The sequence below is a fragment of the Mesorhizobium sp. M0340 genome (genome assembly GCF_040321535.1).
In the GTDB taxonomy this organism is placed as follows: Bacteria; Pseudomonadota; Alphaproteobacteria; order Rhizobiales; family Rhizobiaceae; genus Mesorhizobium.
The window spans coordinates 21,862-44,099 of the sequence record NZ_JAMYRR010000024.1; the positions used below are offsets into that span (position 1 = coordinate 21,862).

General features: G+C 63.0%; 17 protein-coding genes and 1 riboswitch. Of the genes, 11 read left to right on the top strand and 6 right to left on the bottom strand.

Annotated elements, in window-relative coordinates:
- Positions 1–100: 100 nt before the first annotated feature.
- The 3 genes from ybgF to ftsH all read left to right on the top strand — a co-directional run bounded on the left by ybgF (position 101) and on the right by ftsH (position 4,795).
- Positions 101–1,216: a tol-pal system protein YbgF gene (gene ybgF, locus NKI79_RS26580; protein ID WP_352805754.1), complete on the top strand. Its 1,116-nt coding sequence runs from the start codon at positions 101–103 to the stop codon at positions 1,214–1,216.
- 54 nt (positions 1,217–1,270) lie between these two features.
- Positions 1,271–2,764, top strand: a complete 1,494-nt coding sequence (gene tilS, locus NKI79_RS26585; protein WP_352805757.1) for a tRNA lysidine(34) synthetase TilS — start codon at positions 1,271–1,273, stop codon at positions 2,762–2,764.
- Positions 2,765–2,869: 105 nt separating this feature from the next.
- Positions 2,870–4,795 carry an ATP-dependent zinc metalloprotease FtsH gene (gene ftsH, locus NKI79_RS26590; RefSeq protein WP_352476109.1) on the top strand — a complete coding sequence of 642 codons (1,926 nt, stop codon included), beginning with the start codon at positions 2,870–2,872 and terminating at the stop codon, positions 4,793–4,795.
- 403 nt (positions 4,796–5,198) lie between these two features.
- Here the strand turns inward: ftsH and NKI79_RS26595 are convergent, their stop codons facing one another.
- Entirely contained in the window at positions 5,199–6,185 is a 987-nt protein-coding gene (locus NKI79_RS26595) for a hypothetical protein (protein ID WP_352504957.1), read from the bottom strand.
- Positions 6,186–6,718: 533 nt separating this feature from the next.
- Between NKI79_RS26595 and glmM the strand changes: the two genes are divergently transcribed.
- From glmM to serA, 5 genes are all read left to right on the top strand, one after another.
- Complete coding sequence (gene glmM / locus NKI79_RS26600) at positions 6,719–8,071, top strand: phosphoglucosamine mutase (protein ID WP_292664754.1); 1,353 nt, start codon at positions 6,719–6,721, stop codon at positions 8,069–8,071.
- 225 nt (positions 8,072–8,296) lie between these two features.
- Positions 8,297–9,139, top strand: coding sequence for an outer membrane protein (locus NKI79_RS26605; RefSeq protein WP_352805760.1), 843 nt, complete (start codon positions 8,297–8,299; stop codon positions 9,137–9,139).
- 233 nt (positions 9,140–9,372) lie between these two features.
- The gene (locus NKI79_RS26610) at positions 9,373–10,122 is read left to right on the top strand and encodes an outer membrane protein (protein WP_352805763.1); all 750 of its coding nucleotides are present in this window, start codon (positions 9,373–9,375) and stop codon (positions 10,120–10,122) included.
- Positions 10,123–10,317: 195 nt separating this feature from the next.
- Entirely contained in the window at positions 10,318–11,493 is a 1,176-nt protein-coding gene (locus NKI79_RS26615; RefSeq protein WP_352805766.1) for a phosphoserine transaminase, read from the top strand.
- Between the two features lie 184 nt (positions 11,494–11,677).
- Positions 11,678–13,276, top strand: coding sequence for a phosphoglycerate dehydrogenase (gene serA, locus NKI79_RS26620; RefSeq protein WP_352805768.1), 1,599 nt, complete (start codon positions 11,678–11,680; stop codon positions 13,274–13,276).
- Between the two features lie 84 nt (positions 13,277–13,360).
- Here serA and NKI79_RS26625 read toward each other — a convergent pair whose 3' ends face one another.
- Positions 13,361–14,263 carry a DMT family transporter gene (locus NKI79_RS26625; protein ID WP_352805770.1) on the bottom strand — a complete coding sequence of 301 codons (903 nt, stop codon included), beginning with the start codon at positions 14,261–14,263 and terminating at the stop codon, positions 13,361–13,363.
- 319 nt (positions 14,264–14,582) lie between these two features.
- Here NKI79_RS26625 and NKI79_RS26630 point away from each other — a divergent pair, with 319 nt between their 5' ends.
- Both NKI79_RS26630 and NKI79_RS26635 read left to right on the top strand, forming a co-directional pair.
- Positions 14,583–15,881, top strand: a complete 1,299-nt coding sequence (locus tag NKI79_RS26630; RefSeq protein WP_352476117.1) for an adenylosuccinate synthase — start codon at positions 14,583–14,585, stop codon at positions 15,879–15,881.
- 73 nt (positions 15,882–15,954) lie between these two features.
- Positions 15,955–17,637 (top strand): hypothetical protein, encoded by a 1,683-nt coding sequence (locus NKI79_RS26635; protein ID WP_352805773.1) that lies wholly within the window; start codon positions 15,955–15,957, stop codon positions 17,635–17,637.
- A gap of 31 nt (positions 17,638–17,668) precedes the next feature.
- On the opposite strand, the gene NKI79_RS26640 is transcribed toward NKI79_RS26635, so the two are convergent.
- From NKI79_RS26640 to NKI79_RS26655, 4 genes are all read right to left on the bottom strand, one after another.
- Entirely contained in the window at positions 17,669–17,968 is a 300-nt protein-coding gene (locus tag NKI79_RS26640; protein WP_352504964.1) for a CcdB family protein, read from the bottom strand.
- Positions 17,968–18,210, bottom strand: a complete 243-nt coding sequence (locus NKI79_RS26645; RefSeq protein ID WP_352805776.1) for a type II toxin-antitoxin system CcdA family antitoxin — start codon at positions 18,208–18,210, stop codon at positions 17,968–17,970. Before NKI79_RS26645 ends, NKI79_RS26640 begins: the two co-directional genes overlap by 1 nt.
- 76 nt (positions 18,211–18,286) lie before the next feature.
- On the bottom strand, positions 18,287–20,107 hold the full coding sequence (locus NKI79_RS26650; RefSeq protein ID WP_352805779.1) for an ABC-F family ATP-binding cassette domain-containing protein: 1,821 nt from the start codon (positions 20,105–20,107) through the stop codon (positions 18,287–18,289).
- Position 20,108: 1 nt separating this feature from the next.
- Complete coding sequence (locus NKI79_RS26655) at positions 20,109–20,753, bottom strand: thiamine diphosphokinase (protein ID WP_352476121.1); 645 nt, start codon at positions 20,751–20,753, stop codon at positions 20,109–20,111.
- A gap of 140 nt (positions 20,754–20,893) precedes the next feature.
- Positions 20,894–21,008: riboswitch (TPP riboswitch) on the top strand.
- A 43-nt stretch (positions 21,009–21,051) separates the two neighbouring features.
- Here NKI79_RS26655 and thiB point away from each other — a divergent pair.
- Positions 21,052–22,065 carry a thiamine ABC transporter substrate binding subunit gene (thiB, locus tag NKI79_RS26660; protein ID WP_352801702.1) on the top strand — a complete coding sequence of 338 codons (1,014 nt, stop codon included), beginning with the start codon at positions 21,052–21,054 and terminating at the stop codon, positions 22,063–22,065.
- Positions 22,066–22,238: the final 173 nt, after the last annotated feature.

A 22,238-nucleotide genomic window follows, 5' to 3' on the forward strand; every position in this document is an offset into this window, starting at 1 on the left:
CTCACGTCCTGTTAAGAGCCGAGAGCGTCTGGCCAGTCCCCAGTTGGCTGGTCTACTTCGAGTGAGAGGCGCGCAACAATGGTTTCACGGCGAGAGGCACATGCATTTCAGATCGGTCTTGAGCGGCACGCTTGCGCTGCTGCTCGTATCAAGTATCGCGGCACTTGCTGACGGTATCGGGGCAAACGCCACCGAGCAGTCATCGCAAAGCGGTTTTTCCTTCCATCTGCCGACGATCAAACTGCCCGGCATTTTCGGCGAAAGGAAAAAGCCGGATCAGGTTCAATTCGCGCAACAGGATGGCACCGGCACGCCGGCGCTGGAGGAACAGCTCCGGCAGATGAACGGCAAGATCGAGGAACTCAATTTCCAGGTCCTGCAGATGCAGGAGCAGATCCGCAAGCAGCAGGAAGACAACGAATTCCGTTTCCAGCAGCTGGAAGGCGGTCCGCAAGGCGCGCAGCAGCCGGCCGGGCAGAAGAAGTCCGAGGCCGCGCCCAGCAGCGACAGCCCCAACCGCGACGGTAACGTGGCGGAGGCGCCGGCAACGCAGGCCCCGGCCGACGCGGGCAAGGCTGCAGACGGCGGCAAAAGCGTCGAGGACGTCATCATCGAATCGCCGAGCGGCGATCCCGGCAAGCTGATCCCCGGCGCGCCGCCCAAGACGTTCGGCACCATCACCGTCGACAAAAACGGCAATGTCGTCGAAGCCGATGGCAATGCGCAGGCGAACGCGCCGTCGCAGAATACGGCCCCAGCCAACGGCGCCAGCGCGGCCGGCAACAAGGCCGGTAAATCCGACGACACGGTGGTCGCGGCACTCCCATCGACCAACGACCCGGAGGAGCTTTACCGCAACTCTTACCAGTTCATCCTGTCGGGCGACTACAGCACGGCCGAACAGGGTTTCCGCGATCACATCGCCCGTTTTCCCCGGGACGCCAAAGCGGCGGATGCGCATTACTGGCTTGGTGAATCGCTGCTCGGCCAGCAGAAATACCGCGATGCGGCCGAGATTTTCCTCGCTGCCAGCAAGGACTATCCCAAGGCCAAGAAGGCGCCCGACATGCTGCTGAAGCTCGGCGTTTCACTGGTCGGGCTGAAACAGCGCGACGTGGCCTGTGCCACTTTCAGCGAGATCGGCAAGCGCTACCCTGATATTTCCGGCGCGCTCAAGGAGCGGGTCAAGCAGGAAAGGGCACTCGCGGCGTGCTAGTTTTTCCGTTGCGTGTCGTTGCCGCAAAACCGGGCCCACGCTTGGGCGACATGCATGACGCTCGACACCGAGCCTGACCTTTCGGATTTTTCGCGGATCGACTTTTCCAACGGCGCTGTTGCGGCCGTATCCGGCGGCAGCGACTCGACCGCCCTTCTCCTCCTCCTCAAAGCCCATCTCGACCGTAACGCCCCGGCAACGAAATTGCTGGCGGTAACGATCGATCATCGATTGCGGCCGCAAGCGGCAGCGGAAGCGCAAGCCGTGGCCAGGCTGTGCGCGGCGCGCGGCATTGCCCATCGCGTCCTCGCCTGGTCGGGGCGCAAACCATCGACCGGCCTCCCCGCCGCCGCGCGCGAGGCCCGATACCGGCTGCTCGCCGAGGCCGCCGAAGCGGCAGGCATCGGCCTGATCCTGACTGGCCACACCGCCGACGACCAGGCCGAGACCGTGCTGATGCGGCAAGCGCGGGACGAGTGGGCGCGTGACGAGCGGCCAACTGACGAGCGGCCAAGTGACGAGCGGCCAAGTGATGGCAGGCAAAGCGACGACGGGGGGCGCGAGGAAGGGCGGGGTCTTGCCGGCATGGCGCCGGCAACCCTCTACGACTGGCGGCACTGGATCGTGCGGCCACTGCTCGGCGTAAGGCGTGAGGCACTGCGCGAATTCCTGCGGCGTGAACAGGTTGCCTGGATCGAAGATCCGACCAATGCCGACACCGCTTTCGAGCGGCCGCGCGTCCGCGCAGCACTTGCCGAAGGCGATGGTGCGCCTCGTGTGGCTGAAGCGATAGAGCTGGCCAGAAAGGTGGCGGCCGAGCGTGAGCAATTGGGACGCCGCGCGGCCATGCTGATCCGCAGCTTGGCCTCCAGGCCAGCCGCCGGCCTCGTCCGCCTCGACCGGGATTTTGCGACTGAAAGCGACAGCGGGGCGGCTATTTATGCGCTGCGCATTCTGCTGGCGGCGACCGGCGGCACAGCTTTCCTTCCCGACCAGGCCCGCAGCGAAGCCCTTTTCGGCCGGCTCCGCACCGGGGCGCTTTGTGCCACATTGTCGCGGACCGTGATCGATGCCCGGCGTACCGGTATCTTTTTGCATCGCGAATTGCGCGATCTGCCGCCCGCTGTCGAGGTTTCCGACAATGCCCTTTGGGACGGCCGCAGACGGATCACATTGGGCGACAGTTCAGGTGCATTGTTGATCGCGCCGCTGTTGGTAGCACCGCTCGGGGCGGCTCTTGCCGCCAAGCGGGCAATTGCCGGGCATGGCACGCCGGCAAGCCTTGTACGCGCAGCCCTGGCCGCCGAGCCGGCGCTATGGCGGGATGGCGAATGCCTTGGTCTGCCTGGGGAAGGCCCGGGTTTGCCCGGGGAAGGCCCGATGCCGGCGGCTGTCGCCGCATATCCGGCGGTCGCGCCCTTCGCCCGTTTCCTGCCGTCCTTCGATCTGGCGCCGGCCGATGCCGTCGCCGCCTTGCTTGGCGCGGCGCCGGTTCCAGCCTCGCCATTCGGCGGCCACAGTGCCGGCCTACCACGGGCGAAAGCTTAACCGAGACCTGCTGTTATGCTTGGCAAGGGGAGACGCTCTCCCTATGTTAGGGCCAAGTTTCCTCTCACGACGCGTGTCCGCCCAGCGGCGCCAACGGGACAATTGATGAATCCGAATTATCGCAACCTCGCGCTCTGGGCGATCATAGCGGTCCTGCTCATCGCTCTCTTCAATCTTTTCCAGACGCCGCAGACGCGTGGGGCCTCGAGCGATGTGCCCTATTCGCAGTTCCTGCAGGAAGTCGCGGCGGGACGGATCAAGTCGGTGACCATCGCCGGCGCCCGTATCTCCGGCAATTACACGGACAGCTCCAACGGCTTCCAGACCTATTCGCCTGGGGATCCGTCACTGGTTTCGCGTCTGCAGGACAAGAACGTCACCATCAATGCGCGTCCTGAATCCGACGGCTCCAATTCGCTGTTCGGCACCCTGATCTCCTGGCTGCCGATGATCCTCATCCTCGGCGTCTGGATATTCTTCATGCGCCAGATGCAGTCCGGTTCCGGCCGTGCCATGGGCTTCGGCAAGTCGAAGGCCAAGCTTTTGACCGAAGCGCATGGCCGCGTCACCTTCCAGGACGTCGCCGGCGTCGACGAAGCCAAGCAAGATCTGGAAGAGATCGTCGAGTTCCTGCGCGACCCGCAGAAATTCCAGCGGCTCGGCGGCAAGATCCCGCGCGGCGTGCTGCTCGTCGGTCCTCCCGGAACCGGCAAGACGCTGCTCGCCCGCTCGGTCGCCGGTGAAGCCAACGTGCCGTTCTTCACCATTTCGGGCTCGGACTTTGTCGAGATGTTCGTCGGCGTCGGCGCAAGCCGCGTCCGCGACATGTTCGACCAGGCCAAGAAGAATGCGCCTTGCATCATCTTCATCGACGAAATCGACGCGGTCGGCCGCCATCGCGGTGCCGGCCTCGGCGGCGGCAATGACGAACGTGAGCAGACGCTGAACCAGCTGCTGGTCGAGATGGATGGCTTCGAATCCAACGAAAGCATCATCCTGATCGCCGCCACCAACCGGCCCGACGTGCTCGATCCGGCGCTGCTCAGGCCGGGCCGCTTCGATCGCCAGGTGGTGGTGCCGAACCCCGACATCGTCGGCCGCGAGAAGATCCTGAAGGTGCATGTGCGCAACGTGCCGCTGGCGCCCAACGTTGACCTCAAGGTGATCGCGCGCGGCACGCCGGGCTTTTCCGGCGCCGACCTGATGAACCTGGTCAACGAGTCCGCCCTGATGGCGGCGCGGCGCAACAAGCGCCTCGTCACCATGGCCGAATTCGAGGACGCCAAGGACAAGATCATGATGGGCGCCGAGCGCCGCTCGTCGGCGATGACGCAGGCCGAGAAAGAGCTGACCGCCTATCACGAGGCCGGCCACGCCATTCTGGCGCTCAACGTGCCGTCGGCCGATCCGTTGCACAAGGCGACCATCATTCCGCGCGGCCGGGCACTCGGCATGGTCATGCAGCTGCCGGAAGGCGACCGCTATTCGATGAGCTACAAATACATGATCTCGCGGCTCGCCATCATGATGGGCGGCCGTGTCGCCGAGGAGTTCAAGTTCGGCAAGGAGAACATCACCTCGGGCGCCTCCTCCGATATCGAGCAGGCGACCAAGCTGGCGCGCGCCATGGTGACGCGCTGGGGCTTCTCCGACAAGCTCGGCCATGTCGCCTATGGCGACAACCAGGAGGAGGTGTTCCTCGGCCATTCGGTGGCGCGCACGCAGAACATCTCGGAAGAGACGGCGCAGATCATCGACGCCGAAGTGCGCCGGCTGATCGACGAGGCCTATTCGACGGCAAGGTCAATCCTGACCAAGAAGAAGAAGGAATGGATCGCGCTGGCGCAAGGCCTGCTCGAATACGAGACGCTGTCGGGCGAGGAGATCAAGCAGCTGATCGCCGGCAATAAGCCCGCACGCGACCTCGGCGACGACACGCCGCCGAGCCGTGGCTCGGCCGTACCAAAGTCCGGCCGCCGCAAGAAGGGCCCCGAGCCCGAAGGCGGCATGGAACCCCAGCCATCAAGCTAGGGCCCAGGACAGATCGACTTCGAAACGCCGCGGGCTCTAGCCGCGGCGTTTTCCTTCTGATGTTCGCGAGGCGCTAAAGCTGCCGATCTTCCCACTTGTGCAGGGCTATCGCAGGTGGAAAGCCGAGGCTTTCGCCCTACGATGATCCCTAATCCCATAAAGGGAAGGGAGACTCGGCGCCGACCTGGGCAAATTGCGTGCCTTTCCGGCGCCAAGGGCTCAACGGCGCCGACGACCCGCCCTCCGGGGCGGGTTCTTTGCTTCCGGCGGCGGACAGAGGGAACGAAGGAACGCGATCTGACAGTTGGTCCGACCTCGGAAGGCCTCTCACTTGTTCGGCAATAACAAAAAAGCCCGCGAACCTTGCGGCTCGCGGGCTCCTATCGTCGGATGATGGCGCCGGTCAGCTCTTCAGCTTGGCGTTGCAGAGGCTGTAGAAGCCGCCGCCCTTCTGGATCCACCTGAGGCCGCCCAGCGTATTGGCGTCCTTGTTCGCGTAATAGAGGTCGAGGCAGGTGTGCATGCGGCCCTTGGCCGGGGTCTCGGTTGCATACTTCTTGGAGATCGCCGTCGGGAATTTCACGCCCTGGGGGGCGGTGATGGTCGGCGGCTGCGGATCGCCGGTATACTTGGCATCAGGAGCCGGCAGGGTGTCGTCGTCGGCTGCGCCGGCGCCGCATTGGCTCTTGCGGAAGTCGTTCCACTTCATGCCGTTCAGCGTGTTGCCGGCCTTGGCAGCCTGATATTTGGCGCTGCAATCCGCCATGCTGAGGCCTTTGCCGGAATCGGTCGCCGCGGCTGTCGCCGCCTCGGCAGGTGCCGCGGCAGGCTGTGCCGCTGCAGTTGCGCCGGCGGCGCATTCACTCTTGCGGAAGTCGTTCCATTTCATGCCGTTGAGGGTGCCGGCAGCCTTGGCGGCCTGGTATTTGGTGCTGCATTCCTTGGCCGTCAGGCCCGGCGCAGCGTCGTCGGCGGCTGCCGCAGCCTTGGTCGTGGCGGCGGGTTGTGCGGCTGCCGTCGCGTCGGCGGCGCACTGTGTCTTGCGGAAGTCGTTCCACTTCATGCCGTTCAGCGTGCCGGCGGCTTTTGCCGCCTGGTACTTGGTGCTGCACTCCTTCGCCGTCAGGCCCGGGGCCGCATCGTCGCCGGCGGCTGCCTTGGTGGTGTCAGTGGCCTTGGCCGGGGCGGTGTCGGTCGTAGCGGCGGTGGCATCGGTGCCGCATTGCGCCTTGCGGAACTGGTTCCAGTTCTGCCCGCCAAGCGTTCCCGCATCCTTCGCCGCGTTATACTTGGTGCTGCACTCGGCCATGGTCAGCGCATTGGCAGGCGCCGCCAGGAACAAGGTCGCGACGGCAAGACCCGTCAAAGTGGCAAGTCGGTGGATGAGCATGCGTTTTCTCCCTATGGCAGTTCATGATATGTCCCAGTGCAGCAATAGCGCTCAACGGCTGGTTGCGCCAGATGCTAAGTAGCGTAGAGACAAATTTAGAAGTGCATTCTTTTCTTTAAGGTGATGAATTCGTTGCCGGGACCGTCTCCGAGCCAAGTTCGTCCGGGTGCATTGCACGGAGAGCGCGCATATGGCTGGTTCCCAGCGAGGCCACTGCGTCACATGACGGCCAGTCAAATCGGCGGGTGCGGAGGACCTGAGCCTACCGCTGTCTGGAGCCGCACGATGCGGACTCGGGTTCAAGGCCACACTGCCAGACCAAAGGATCCAGATGAGGTTTGAGTTGACGTTTCTGATGCTGCTGCCGCAGCAAGGGCTCGGAACTTGAAAATCAACACACTAGCGTGACGCAAAACACACAAAACAACAATTTTCTAAGGATTGGTCGTCCATAATCATACAATGTGATGACGGGGCTTGGGCCATTTTATGGCATGAGATGCTCGGAAAGAACCATCGGGAAGCTGGCGAACATGGCAGGACATTATTTCGGTACGGACGGCATTCGTGGGCGAGCCAACAAGTTTCCAATGACCGCGGAGGTCGCCATGCGCGTCGGCATGGCCGCCGGCCTCTCGTTCCAGCGCGGCAGCCACCGCCACCGCGTCGTGCTCGGCAAGGATACCAGGCTTTCCGGCTACATGATCGAGAACGCGATGGTCTCCGGCCTGTGCGCCGCCGGCATGGATGTCTTCCTGCTCGGCCCTATCCCGACGCCCGCTGTTGCCATGCTGGTGCGCTCGCTGCGCGCCGATATCGGCGTGATGATTTCTGCCTCGCACAACCCCTATTACGACAACGGCATCAAGCTGTTCGGCCCCGATGGCTACAAGCTGTCCGATGAGATCGAGGAGCGTATCGAGGGGATGCTCGACAAGGATATCGAATTGGCGCTCGCCGATTCTGATGGGCTCGGCCGCGCCAAACGCGTCGACGGCGTGCATGACCGCTATATCGAATTCGCCAAGCGCACACTGCCCCGCTCGATGTCGCTGTCGGGCCTGCGCATCGTCGTGGATTGCGCCAATGGCGCCGCCTACAAGGTGGCGCCCGACGCGCTATGGGAACTCGGCGCCGAGGTCGTCGCCATCAATGTCGAGCCGAACGGCTTCAACATTAACAAGGAATGCGGCTCGACTCATCCGGCCGGCTTGCAAAAGAAGGTGCACGAGGTGCGCGCCGATATCGGCATTGCGCTCGACGGCGATGCCGACCGCGTCGTCATCGTCGACGAGAACGGCGCGATCGTCGATGGCGACCAGATCATGGCGCTGATTGCCGAGTCCTGGCACCAGAGCGGGCGGCTGGCCGGCGGCGGTGTCGTCTCGACGGTAATGTCCAATCTCGGCCTCGAACGCTTCCTCGGCGACATGAACCTGCAGTTGCATCGCACCAAGGTCGGCGACCGCTATGTCGTCGAGCACATGCGTGCCCATGGGCTCAATGTCGGCGGCGAACAGTCGGGTCACATCGTGCTGTCCGACTTTTCGACCACCGGCGACGGCCTTGTCTCGGCGCTGCAGGTGCTCGCCTGCATCAAGCGGCAGAACCGGCCGGTGAGCGAACTGTCGAAGAAGTTCGAGCCGGTGCCGCAGTTGTTGAAGAATGTGCATATTTCCGGCGGCAAGCCGCTCGAGGAGGCGCCGGTCAAGGCAGCGATCGAAGATGCGCGCAATCGCCTCGGCAAGGCCGGGCGTCTGGTCATCCGGCCATCCGGCACGGAGCCGCTCATCCGCGTCATGGCGGAAGGCGACGACCCACAACTTGTCGAATCCGTCGTCAACGACATCGTCGAGGTCATTTCGGAAACGCGCAGCGCCGCCTGATCTCCCTCCCAACACCGGTTCAAAGCCCGCCTTGCCGGCGGGCTTTTTATTGAGTCGCGGCCAATTCCGCCTGCAGCAACGGCGGCCAGATTGCTCGACTTTTAGAGATTCGTGGTTAATCAATACGGTTAAACGCCTTTTAACCTTTCCGATTCATTATCCACAACTGAGGTCAATCATATTTCGGGCGCGTTCGCCGTTCGAGGGTTCTCAGGAGTGATAAGCATGTTCAACACAGCAAGAATGGCCCTCCTGGCCGCGCTGTTTGCCGGCGCCGGGCCGGCATTCGCCGCCGATTTCGTCGAGCCGCCCGTAGTCGAGGAGGCGCCACCACCGGTTGCCTACGAGCAGCCGGCCGAATTCGGCGGCTGGTATATCCGTGGCGACATCGACTATCACTGGTCGAAGTTTCGTGGTGGCGACTACATCACCTACGGTGTAGCGCCCCAGAATCCCGGCAAGTTCGATACAGGCAAGCTGGACGGCGCCTTCTCGGCCGGCGGCGGTGTTGGTTACCAGATCGACGAGCATTTCCGCACCGATCTCACCTTGGACTGGATGAGCAAGTCCAAATTCCGCGGCTCGACCAACGGCTTCTGCGGCCCGCAGCAAACGCCTTGCACGTCCGTCGATACCTCGTCCTATTCGGCGCTGCTGCTCTTGGCCAACGCCTATGTCGACATCGGCACCTGGCATGGGATCACGCCTTATGTCGGCGCCGGCATCGGCGGTGCCTGGGTCAAGTGGGATGAACTGCACAACGTGGACAGCGACGGTTCATTTGATCATAGCGGTGGCAAGGGCTGGCGTTTTGCCTATGCTGCCATGGCGGGCGCATCCTACTGCCTGACCGACCGCGTCAAACTCGATGTCGGCTACCGCTTCAGCCACATCAATGGCGGTAAGATGTTCGACTATGCCTCCCTCCCCAATGTCGGCCCCGGCTATGACCGCGGCATCAACGTGCACGAAGTGCGTGGCGGCCTGCGCTACCAGTTCGGCAGGTCGGACTGCGCGCCGCCCCCGGAGCCCTATGTTCCGGAACCGGAGCCTGTTTACACCAAGTAGTCGCCTCGAATTCCAGGAATTCGTCGACCGCCCGGCTGATGCCGGGCGGTTTCGTTTTGGCTGCCTACAGATGCTGCGGCGCTCTGGAACACCGTCCAGCTTGAGAAGCGAAAGCGGATCAAATCAATTGCTAACGCCTTGTTATCCTTAACCCGCACTTAACCACTATGGTTAACAATGCTCTCTGAAACGGCGCGCGATTGCGAATGCGCCAAGTTCGGGAGCCGAGGACCATGACATCCAAATCGCCTGTAGCACTGGCGCTTGCAGCAGTCGTCCTGATGCCGCTGACGCCGGCGCTTGGTGCCGATTACGAACCGCCGGTCTATGTCGACCAGGCGCCCGACTATGTACCGGTCGAGGTTGGCTCGGGATGGTATCTGCGCGGCGATGTCTCCTATCTGGTGCAGAAGAGCTTCAGGGATGAGGATTTCGCCTTCACGCCCGCGAGCTTCGACGAAAAGGAAGATCCCATCTTCGCCAGCATTGGCTTCGGCTACCATTTCAACGACTATCTGCGCGCCGATCTCAATGCCGGCTATCTGCCCGGCAACAAGATCGAGGTCGGCTATAACAACGGAACGACCGTGGCATCGGCGACCCTGAAGAACTATGCCTTCTCAGGCATACTCAATGGCTATGTCGACCTTGGCACCTATGTCGGAATCACGCCTTATCTCGGCGCTGGTGTCGGTATCCTCCAGAGCAAGCGCCGCCTGTCGGCGAGCTACTTCACCGCCAACGCCGACCCCACCGACGATTTCGTCCTGCGTGACAACAAGACCCAATACTCCTTCGCCTACACGCTGAATGCCGGCCTTGCCTACCAAGTGTCCAAGAATGTCTCAGTCGATGTGGGCTATCAGTATTTCTCCGCACCCGACGCCGAATATGTGACGGCCGAAAGCCTGACTTCTTATCCGATCCGCAAAGGGATCAATAATCACCAGGTCAAAGTCGGACTGCGATACGACCTCTGGTAGGCTCGATCGAAGCTGAGGCGTGAACAATGGCGGGTCTTTGGCCCGCCGTTTGCGTTGCGGCATTTTTGCCAAAGGCAGCCGGTATCCCGACAGCGACAAAAACTTTCCCCTTGACGCCGAAAGCCTGAACGCATATCGCCGTCCGTGGGCCACCCCTCCCCAACGAGGGGCCACTATCTGGAAGGATAGACCACAATGAAGACGCAAACGAAGCCCGGATTCCGTCCGGCAAATCCCAATTTTTCCTCAGGTCCCTGTGCAAAACGTCCCGGCTGGTCGGTCGAGGCGCTCAAAAATGCCGCGCTCGGGCGCTCGCACCGTGCCAAGATCGGCAAGACCAAGCTCGAACAAGCGATCGAGCTGACGCGGGAAATCCTCCAGGTTCCGGCGGATTACCGCATCGGCATCGTGCCGGCCTCGGATACCGGCGCGGTCGAAATAGCGCTGTGGTCGCTGCTCGGCGAACGCGGCGTCGACATGGTCGCCTGGGAGAGCTTCGGCTCCGGCTGGGTCACCGATGTGGTCAAGCAGCTGAGGCTCGCCGATGTGCGCAGGTTAGAGGCTGACTACGGCGTGCTGCCCGACCTGTCCAAAATAAATTTCGACCGCGACGTGGTCTTCACCTGGAACGGCACGACGTCGGGCGTGCGCGTGCCGAACGGCGATTTCATCCCGGCCACCCGCAAGGGCCTGACCATCTGCGACGCCACTTCGGCCGCCTTTGCGCAAAAGCTCGATTTTCAGAAACTCGACGTCGTCACCTTCTCCTGGCAGAAGGTCTTGGGCGGTGAAGGCGCGCACGGTATGCTGATCCTCAGCCCGCGCGCCGTCGAACGGCTGGAAAGCTACAAGCCGGCCTGGCCGCTGCCGAAGGTCTTCCGTCTCACCTCGGGCGGCAAGCTGATCGAAGGCATCTTCAAGGGCGAGACGATCAACACGCCGTCAATGCTGTGCGTCGAGGACTATCTCGACGCGCTGCGTTGGGCGCAGTCGATCGGCGGCCTCGACGCGCTGGTCACCAGAGCGGATGCCAACGCCGCTGTTCTCGATCGCTTTGTCGGAAAATCTTCCTGGCTCGGCCATCTTGCCGTCGATCCGGCGACGCGCTCGAACACATCGGTCTGCCTTTCCTTCACCGACCGGCAAGTCGCTGCACTCGACGCCGATGGACAGGCTGCGTTCGCCAAGGCAATCGTCTCGGCGCTCGACAAGGAAGGCGTCGCCTACGACATCGGCGCCTACCGCGATGCACCGCCCGGCCTGCGCATCTGGTGCGGCGCGACAGTCGAGACCTCCGATCTCGAAGCGCTGCTGCCCTGGCTCGACTGGGCTTTTGCCGCACAAAAGGCGTCGCTGAAGGCAGCCGCCTAACTCCCTCTCCCTCGAAGAGAGGGTGGCCCAAAGGGCCGGGTGGGGTCGCCTCCAACCGCTCACCGATCCGCCATCCAGAAAGAAAAAAAGATTTGGCCGCATCCGGCCGCAATGACCCACCCCGGCGCTTCGCGCCGACCCTCCCCTCAAGGGGGAGGGACGCCAATCGCAAAGGACCAAGCCAATGCCCCGCGTTCTCGTCTCAGACAAACTTTCCACCACCGCCGTGCAGATCTTCAGGGATCGCGGCATCGAGGTCGACTATTTGCCGGATCTCGGCAAGGACAAGGAAAAACTGCTCGAAGTGATCGGCCAGTATGATGGGCTGGCCATCCGCTCGGCGACAAAGGTGACGGAGAAGCTGATCAACGTCGCGACCAGGCTGAAGGTCGTGGGCCGCGCCGGCATCGGCGTCGACAATGTCGACATCCCGGCGGCGAGCCGCAAGGGCATCATCGTGATGAACACGCCTTTCGGCAATTCGATCACCACCGCCGAGCATGCCGTCGCCATGATCTTCGCGCTGGCCCGCCAGATACCGGAGGCCAACGCCTCGACCCATGCCGGCAAATGGGAAAAGAACCGCTTCATGGGCGTCGAGATCACCGGCAAGACGCTCGGCATCATCGGTTGCGGCAATATCGGCTCGATCGTCGCTACGCGCGGCGTCGGTCTGAAGATGCACGTCGTCGCCTTCGATCCGTTCCTGTCGGACAGCCGCGCCGAGGAACTCGGTGTCGAAAAGGTCGAGCTCGACGAGCTGTTCGCCCGTGCCGACTTCATCACGCTGCACACACCGCTTACCGACAAGACGCGCAACATCATCGACGCCGCGGCGATCGCAAAGATGAAGACCGGCGTGCGTATCATCAACTGCGCGCGTGGCGGGCTGATCGTCGAGGCCGACCTGATCGCGGCCTTGAAGAGCGGCAAGGTGGCCGGCGCCGGCATCGACGTGTTCGAGGTCGAACCGGCGGAGAACAACGCGCTGTTCGGCATGGAGAATGTGGTGGCGACGCCGCATCTCGGTGCCTCGACGATGGAGGCACAGGAGAACGTCGCGCTGCAGGTCGCCGAGCAGATGTCGGACTATCTGATCAAGGGGGCCGTTTCCAATGCCATCAACATGCCGTCGATCACCGCCGAGGAAGCACCGCGGCTGAAACCTTTCGTCAAGCTCGCCGAAGTGCTCGGCGCCTTTGTCGGACAGGTCACCGAGGATCCGATCAAGGAGGTCGAGATCCTGTTCGATGGCTCGACCGCGACGATGAATACGCGGGCGCTGATCAGCGCCACTCTTGCCGGGCTGATCCGGCCGCAGGTCGCCGATGTCAACATGGTGTCGGCGCCGATCATGGTGAAGGAGCGCGGCATCATCGTCGCCGAGGTCAAGCGCGACAAGTCGGGCGTGTTCGACGGCTATATCAAGCTAACGGTCAAGACCGAGCACAGGACGCGCTCGATCGCCGGCACCTGTTTTTCGGACGGCAAGCCGCGCTTCATCCAGATCAAGGGCATCAATCTCGACGCCGAGGTCGGTCAGCACATGCTCTACACGACCAATGCCGACGCGCCCGGCATCATCGGCCTGCTCGGCACGGTGTGCGGCGAGAACGGCGTCAACATCGCCAATTTCCAGCTCGGCCGCAACCGGCCGGGCGGCGATGCCATTGCGTTGCTCTATCTCGATGCGCCGTTCCCGGAAGACGTGTTGGCGCAGGTGCGCTCGCACAAATCGATCGACTCGGCCAAGCGGCTGCATTTCGACGTCGGCGCGGCCTGAAATTCGATCGCCCCGTGTGCAGCAGCACGCAGGGCGCTTCCATGGTCGTTGACGGACCGCAGTGAACCGTCGCGGCAAGCGACTTCATTCAGCAGCGGATACCGCCATCTTCCGTCCGCTGTATTCGGCGAGGCTGATGCCGCCCAGCACCAGTGCGAGAGCCAGCGCCTGATAAAGGTGGAATGTCTCACCGACAATCAGCACCGACAGCAGCGTACCGAAGATCGGCACCAGATTGATGAACAGGCCGGCCCGGTTGGCGCCGATCAGCTCGTTGCCCCTGATATAGAAGATCTGCGAGATGACCGAAGCACCGATGGCGGTATAGAACGCGACAGCCCAGCCGCGGGCGTCGGGGACGATGACCTTGCCGGCGGCAATCTCCCACAGGAAGAAAGGCAGCGATGTGATGAGTGCGGCAACCGACAGCGCCAGCATCAGGCTCTGCCAGCGGATGACCGGCTTCAGCCGCAACCCCACCGAATAGAAGGAGTAGCAAAGCACGGCCACCAGCATGATCGCGTCGCCGAAGTTGAGATCCAGCTTGAGAAGCTGGCGCAGGTCGCCATGGCTCGCCGTCACCGCGACGCCGATGATGGTCAGCACGACGCCAGCGATCTGCACCCGGTTCACCCGCAGACGAAACAGCACGAAATTGGCGATGATGATCACGATCGGTATCGCCGCCTGCTCGATCGAGACGTTGATCGCCGTCGTGTAGTTGAGTGCCGTGTAGAAGATCGCATTGAAAAAGGCGAAGCCGCAAGCGCCGAGCCCGCCAAGCAGCAACCAGTGCCGACGCACCACTGGCCAGTCCTCATGCAGCGTTCGCCAGCCGATCGGCAGCAGGATCAGAACGGCTAGAATCCAGCGCAGGAAGACCAGCGTCATCGGCGAAATGTGGTCGACCGCCAGCTTGCCGGCCACGGAGTTGCCGCCCCACAGCAAGGTGGTGAACAGCAGGAACAGGTAGGCGGCTCGATGCATCGTGACATTCCGGCCAGACAGAGGGAATTTGACGTCGGTGTGGGACTATTGCGACCGCTAGCCCAAGTAAATGATGTCAAAGACGAAAATTGTTGTGCCTCGGAGCGTTTTTGGTGGCAAAGAGTGGTCGCGCTCGCCGGGTCTTGACGCTATAGAGCGACGTGCGTGCAATTGGACGCTACAAGTACGCGTCGGAAGGCTTTAATCCTCGCGTCGTGCTCTCCGAAAATCGATTCCGTTTTGGGGGCCGATGCGATAGAGGCCTGTCGTTTCGAACTGTTTTCAAGCTGCTCGTGCGGCGTCTCAAGGGAAAAGAAATATGGCCAATGTGGTGGTCGTCGGCTCGCAATGGGGCGATGAGGGCAAAGGCAAGATCGTAGACTGGCTGTCGGAGCGCGCCGACGTCGTCGTGCGCTTCCAAGGCGGCCACAATGCCGGCCACACGCTGGTCGTCGACGGCAAGGTCTACAAGCTGTCGCTGCTGCCGTCCGGCGTGGTGCGGCAAGGCAAGCTGTCCATCATCGGCAATGGCGTCGTCTTCGATCCGCACGCTTTCGTTGCGGAGGTTGCGAAATTGAAGGCGCAGGGCGTCGAGGTGACGCCAGACCGCCTGAAAATAGCCGAAAACACCGCGCTTATCCTGTCCTTGCACCGGGAGCTGGACGGATTCCGCGAGGACGCCGCGTCCAATTCCGGAACGAAGATCGGCACGACCCGCCGCGGTATCGGTCCCGCCTACGAAGACAAGGTGGGCCGGCGCGCGGTCAGGGTGATGGATTTGGCGGATTTGGAAACGCTACCCTTGAAGGTCGACAGGCTGCTGACGCACCACAATGCGCTGCGGCGCGGGCTTGGCCATGCCGAAGTCACGCATGAGGCGATCATGAGCGAGCTGATTTCCGTCGCTGACGAGATCCTGCCCTATATGGACCGCGTCTGGAAAATCCTCGACGACAAGCGCCGCGCCGGCGAGCGCATCCTGTTCGAGGGCGCGCAAGGCACGTTGCTCGACATCGATCATGGCACCTATCCGTTCGTCACCTCGTCAAATACCGTTGCCGGCCAGGCCGCTGCCGGGTCCGGTGTCGGCCCGGGCGCCATCGGCTATGTGCTCGGCATCACCAAGGCCTATACCACGCGTGTTGGCGAAGGCCCGTTTCCGACCGAGCAGAAGAACGAGATCGGCGAGTTCCTGGGCACGCGTGGCCATGAATTCGGCGTCGTCACCGGCCGCAAGCGCCGCTGCGGCTGGTTCGATGCCGTGCTGGTCCGCCAGGCCGTCGCCGTCAACGGCATCAAGGGCATTGCGCTGACCAAGCTCGATGTGCTCGATGGACTGGACGAGATCAAGGTCTGTACCGGCTACCGCCTCGACGGCGAGGCGATCGATTACCTGCCGGCCAGCCAAGGCGCGCAGGCGCGCGTCGAACCGGTTTACGAGACGCTGGAAGGGTGGAAAGGCACCACCGCCGGCGCGCGCAGCTGGAACGATCTGCCGGCCCAGGCGGTGAAGTACGTCCGCCACATCGAAGAGCTGATCGGCGCGCCGGTCGCACTCCTTTCCACCAGCCCTGAACGGGACGACACGATACTTGTGACCGATCCGTTTCAAGACTAGTTTCTCAGCCTTTCCGGGCATTGCGGCTGATTTGCGGGGGCCGGCCCAGAAACAAATGCAGGTCGACTGAAGCATGGTAGATTTTGTTGGTGCCCTGAAAAAGACGCTAGACAAGCTTGATAAGCCGTCGGCGGAAGTGCGCGCCAAAGTTTATGACATGGCGCGTTCGACGATCGCGAAGAAAATTGCCGAACGCGATCCGCCGTTTGCGCCGTCGGATGTCGCCAGGCAGAAGCGCGCACTCGAAGACGCCATCGCAAGCGTTGAGCGAGAATATGCTAAACCGGCACCGGCATCCGATCCGCTGGCGGAACTGGAGGACATCTTCTCCTCCATCGACCGCAACAAGAACCAGCCCAGCCATGTCCGGCAGCCGGCAAAGACCGAGCCAGCAACGACCGGGCCAGCAAAGACCGGGCCGGCCCAGACTGGGCCGGCATGGCAGTCCACGCCCGCCAAGGCGGTGCCGAACTGGCAAAAGCCGCAGCCCGTCGCTCTTCCTCAAGAGCGCGCTGGTCCGCCGCCGTCCGATATGGATCTTCCGACGGCCGATGACCAAGACAGCGTTTTTCGGGGCGACGACTTTTCCAACGACGGCGGCCCCGCGGAGGACAGGTTCCAGCGACTCCATCCTGCCGAGCGCAGGCGCAGCTATGGCGGCGTGATCGCCGCCGCCATTGCCCTGCTGGTCATTGCCGGTGGCGGTTATGGCATCTGGCTGAACAAGGATGCGTTCGGCAGCATGCTCGGCCTCGACGAGACCAAAGCCGTCGCCACCGAACCGCTGGTAAAACCAGCCCCGGCCAAGCCGGTGGCCGATGCGGCCGTACCGGCCGCCGCGCCTCCGACGGAGGCCGGCGAGGGCGCGAAGTTTACGCAGCGCCTTACGCCCGAGGGCCACGAAGTCGATCCCGGCCCCGCGGTCGGGCAGGCGGGCATCGGCGAAGGCGAATCCGTCGCCGCACTGACCACGCCGCCGTCGGCCGCTCAAGCGCCGACCACCCCGGCACCCGCCGCGCCGGCACCGGCCGCACCCGCCGACACGCAAGCCACGGCCAATGCTCCAGCAGTCGATGGGTCCGCTGCGCCAACGCCCGCAACGCCGCCCGATGCTGCAGCTACTCCGCCAGCCCCTGCAACGGCCGCCCCACCGCCCGCGACGGCAGCGGCACCGACGGTAGTTCCGCCGCAAGCCGCGTTGGCCGTCGGCCAGAAGGCGATCTTCTACGAGGAGCGCACCAGCACCGCTCAAGGCTCGGCCGAGCCCGGCAACATCGTCTGGTCGCTGGTGCAGGAATCGCCCGGCGGCGACCTGCCGCCCGAGCCGGCGATCCGTGCCGAGGCGACCATTCCAGGCAAGGATATCCAGTTGCGCATGACGATCCGTCGCAACACCGACCAGACGCTGCCGGCCAGCCACATCATCGAGATGATCTTCCTGACGCCTAATGGCTTCGAGGGCGGCGGTGTCGACAACATCTTGCGTGTCGCCATGAAGGGCTCCGAGCAGGATGCCGGCAGCCCGCTGATCGGCATCCCGGCCAAGATCGCCGATGGCTTCTTCCTGGTTGCGCTCAACGACACCAAGGCGGATGAAGACGCCAATCTGACCTTGCTCAGAGGTCAGGACTGGATTGACGTGCCGGTCGTCTACAAGACCGGGCGGCGGGCGCTGCTCACCATGGAAAAGGGAATTCCCGGCGAGAAGGTATTCGACGAGGCGCTGAAGGCCTGGCAGACAAAGACGGCGGGGTGAGGCCGGCTCACCAGCCCAACGCCTCCTTGGCTCAGAAGCCTTGGAACAGCATGTCGAGCGCGCTCACGATGTCTTCGTGATGCCTGGTCAGATTCAGTCGGCTCTCGCCCAGTTCCGTCGCCGCAACCGTGGCGATCAAATGGGTGGCCATGACCAATTTCCGACCATTGATCTCGAAAATGGGATGGAGCCTTCGCATTGGTGATGGCGCCATCGCAACCGGCAGCAGCGGGACGACCACCCGGGTCTTGAAGTGGTCGAGCAGATCGGCCTGGACGTCGAGGAGATAGCCGCCTTCGATGCTACTCGCGAAGACGTCGTAGCGCGCCATCAGAAGTGCCGATGTTCTGCCAGCGGAATACCGTGTTTTTCGACATATTCGTTCCACGCATCTATCGTCGCGCGGTTCTCAAGCTTCCACAGCCGCGTCTTCTCGGCGGCCACTGCCTCTGCGATGCCGGCTTCAGCGGCGCGCGAGACATTCACATCGAGCCCCTTGGCTTCCTTCATGAGCTTTGAGTCGATCGACAGATTTGCCGGCTGACGAACCGCATTCACAGCTATCTTGCGCATGATCACCTCCGCAGCATGCGCATAATATATGCGCACTCCTGTCTAGCCGCAATGACAAGGTGCTTGAACTCGCGAATTACCCCTCCATCTCCTCGCGCAGCATCTCGAGTTCCAGCCATTCCTCCTCGAGCGCTGCCAGTGTGACGCGCTCCTTGTCGAGCGCGGCAATCGTCTTCTGGAACGAGGCCGGGTCGCGCTCGTAATAGGCCGGATCGGCGATGTTGTTCTCCAGCCGCGAGATCGAGGCCGACACCGCCTCGATCTTCCTGGGCAAGGTTTCCAGCGCGAATTTCTGCTTGAACGACAGTTTCTTTGCCGGGCCCTTGGGAGCGGCCGCGTTGCTCCTGCTTGCAGCCGTCGCCTCGCCGGTCTCTGCCTTCGGCCGCGCCTTGCGGTCGTCCAGCCTGGTGCCGCCGCGCTGCGCCAGCATGTCGGAATAGCCGCCGGCATATTCGATCCAGCGGCCATCACCATCCGGCGCGATGATGCTGGTCACGGTGCGGTCGAGGAAATCGCGATCGTGGCTGACCAGGATCACCGTGCCGGCAAAGCCGGCGACCAATTCCTGCAGCAACTCCAGCGTCTCCATGTCGAGGTCGTTGGTCGGCTCGTCGAGCACAAGCAGGTTTGCCGGCCGCGCCAAAACGCGGGCGAGAATCAGCCGTGCCCGCTCGCCGCCCGAAAGCTCGCGCACCGGCGTGCGCGCCTGTTCCGGCTTGAACAGGAAGTCTTTCATGTAAGAGACGACGTGGCGCTGTTCGCCATTGATGACCAGGTTCTCGCCGCGACCGTCGGTGAGATACTGCGCCAGTGTCTCCTGTGGATCGACGGCCTCGCGCTTCTGGTCGAGCGTGGCGATCTCCAGATTGGTGCCGAGCCGCACCGTGCCTGCGTCTGGCTTCAATTCGCCGGTCAGCATCTTCAACAGTGTCGTCTTGCCAGCGCCGTTCGGCCCGACCAGGCCAACGCGATCGCCGCGCTGGATGCGGGTCGAGAATCCCTTGACCACGGTCAGATCGCCAAAGCTCTTCTCGATGTTCTTGGCTTCAATCACCAGCTTGCCGGATTCGGCGGCGTCGCTGGCTGTCATCGTCGCCGCACCCTCGGCGCCGCGATGACCGCGAAAGCGCTGGCGCATGGTCTGCAACTCACCGAGCCGGCGCATGTTGCGTTTGCGCCGCGCTGTCACACCATAGCGCAGCCAGTGCTCCTCGCGCACGATCTGGCGACCGAGCTTGTGCTGCTCGCGCTCTTCCTCCTCCAGCACCGTGTCGCGCCATTCCTCGAAATAGCCAAAGCCCTTGTCGAGACGGCGGGTCTGACCGCGGTCGAGCCAGATTGTGGCGCGTGACACGCGCTCGAGAAAACGGCGGTCATGCGAGATGACGACCAGTGCCGAGGAGGTACGGGCAAGCTCCTCCTCCAGCCATTCGATGACCGACAGGTCAAGATGGTTTGTCGGCTCATCGAGGAGGAGAATGTCGGGCTCCGGCGCCATGACGCGGGCGAGTGCCGCACGCCTCGCCTCGCCGCCGGAGAGGTCGTTCGGCCGTTCTTCGCCGGTCAGGCCGAGATGCTCCATCAGATAGGTGGCGCGATAGGGATCGTCGGCGGGCCCGAGCCCCGCCTCGACATAGGCGCGGACGGTCGCAAAACCGTCCATGTCGGGCATTTGCGGCAAGTAGCGCACGGTTGCCGAAGGCTGGCGGAAGACTTCGCCGTCCTGCGGCTCGATCAGCCCGGCGGCGATCTTGAGCAGCGTCGACTTGCCCGAACCGTTGCGGCCGACCAGGGCGATCTTGTCGCCAACTGAGGCCGTCAGGGCGGCACCGTCGAGCAGCGGCGTGCCGCCAAAGGTCAGCTTTATCCCGTCGAGATTGAGAAGCGGCGGTGCCATGTCAGCTTTCAGGTAAGGGAAAAGGATGCGCGAGCAGCAGCGCGCGGCCGCTGGCCAGCGCGATTTCCAACCGGCCCCTGACCTCGTTGGAAATGGTCAGCGACGAGCCGAACGCAACCTCGACGTGGTCGAGCGGCCATTTGGCACCGGTGACGCTCAGGCCGGCGAGATCGGAGAAGCCGAGCACCGAAAACAGCGTGCCGTCGGCATAGTCGAAGCCAGCCTTTCCGGGCAGCAAGGGAATGCCTTCCTGTGCGCCGCTGGTCAAAAGCACTTCCGTCCCGCCTTCCGCCAGCCGGACGCTCAGCGCCATATGCAGGAAGATGTGGTCGGTGCGTTTGCCGCCGAAAGCGCCTGCGAGCACAAGGCTGGTCGCACCGCGTTCGAGCGCGGCAGCGATAGCGAGTTCACCGTCGGTCTTGTCCTTTTCGGCGGGAAACACCTGCCGTGGTACGGCGGCCAGATCCTCCGGCAACTCGGCAGGCACGGAATCGAAATCGCCGACCCAGAGTTCCGGCCTCAGGCCCAGCATACGGGCATGGCCGATGCCGGCATCGGCAGCGATGACGCGCGAGCCTTCGACCTGGCGGTCGAGCAGCGGCGTGCGGATGAGATCGCCGCCAAGCAGGATGGTGAATTTGCTCATATCTCGTGGCCCTTACCAGCCCTGCCCCAGAAACGGAAGAATGAAACGGAAGATGAAACGGCAGACGAAACGGAAGGCTGGGCTTTGGATGCCTGGCAAACTTCCGCTTGCGCAGCACTTCGGCCGGGCCTATGTGTCGAAACGCTCTAACGGGGTGCCGGACGCGATCTTCGCGGACCGGCTGAGAGGCAAGACTGCCAACCCGCTGAACCTGATCCGGTTTGTACCGGCGGAGGGATTAGACGTTTCGGACAGCCCGACGCCTCAATTCCTTTCAACGCGAACGAAGGAGGCGCCGATGCGCAGTTTTTTCCACTCTCTTGTCCCGATTGTCCTGCTTGCGGCATCCGCGCTCGCCCTGCCAGGGCAGGCATCGGCACAGGATAGACTGACCGTCTATACCTATGAAAGCTTCACCGCCGATTGGGGTCCGGGACCGGCGGTGAAGAAGGCCTTCGAGGCCGAGTGCAGTTGCGTCATCGAATTCGTCTCGGTCGCTGACGGCGTGGCGCTGCTCAACCGTGTGAAGCTGGAAGGGGCCGCCACCAAGGCCGATATCGTGCTTGGCCTCGATACCAATTTGACGGCGGACGCCAAGGCAACCGGCCTGTTTTCGCCGCATGGCGCCATATCGGATGTCAGCGTGCCGGGCGGCTGGCGCGACGATATTTTCGTGCCGTTCGACTATGGCTATTTCGCCGTCGTCTACAATACCGAAAAACTGAAGAACCCGCCGAAGAGCCTCAGGGAACTGGTCGAGGGCGATGCCGGAGAGAAGATCGTCATCCAGGACCCGCGCACCTCGACGCCGGGTCTTGGCCTGCTGTTGTGGGTCAAGTCGGTCTATGGCGACAAGGCGCCCGAAGCCTGGGCCAAGCTCAAAGCAAAGGTGCTGACGGTGACGCCAGGCTGGAGCGAGGCCTACGGCCTGTTCACCAAGGGCGAGGCGCCGATGGTGCTGTCGTATACCACGTCGCCGGCCTACCACATGGTCGCCGAAAACACCGAGCGCTACCAGGCGGCGTCCTTCGAGGAAGGCGAATACCTGCAGATCGAAGTTGCGGGGATCACCACTAAGGGCGCGAAGAACCCCCTGGCGGAAAAGTTCATCGCCTTCATGACCGGACCGAAATTCCAGGATGTCATTCCCGAAACCAACTGGATGTTCCCGGCCGGCAAGACCGACAAGCCGCTCAATCCGGCGTTCGACAAGCTGGTCAAACCGACCAAGACCTTGCTGTTCAGCCCGGAGGAAGTCGCGGCCCACCGCAAGGCCTGGGTCGATGAGTGGCTTGCGGTGATGAGCAAGTAGCTTTGGCCGATTGATCGAAGATGATCGCTCTACGGCGCCCCCCTCTGTCCTGCCGGACATCTCCCCCACAAGGGGGGAGATCGGACGGCACGGCGGCTTTCGCCAGTCGCCGATGTTGCTGGAATGAGCGGAGCGCTGAAACTGCCAATCTCACCCCTTGTGGGGGAGATGTC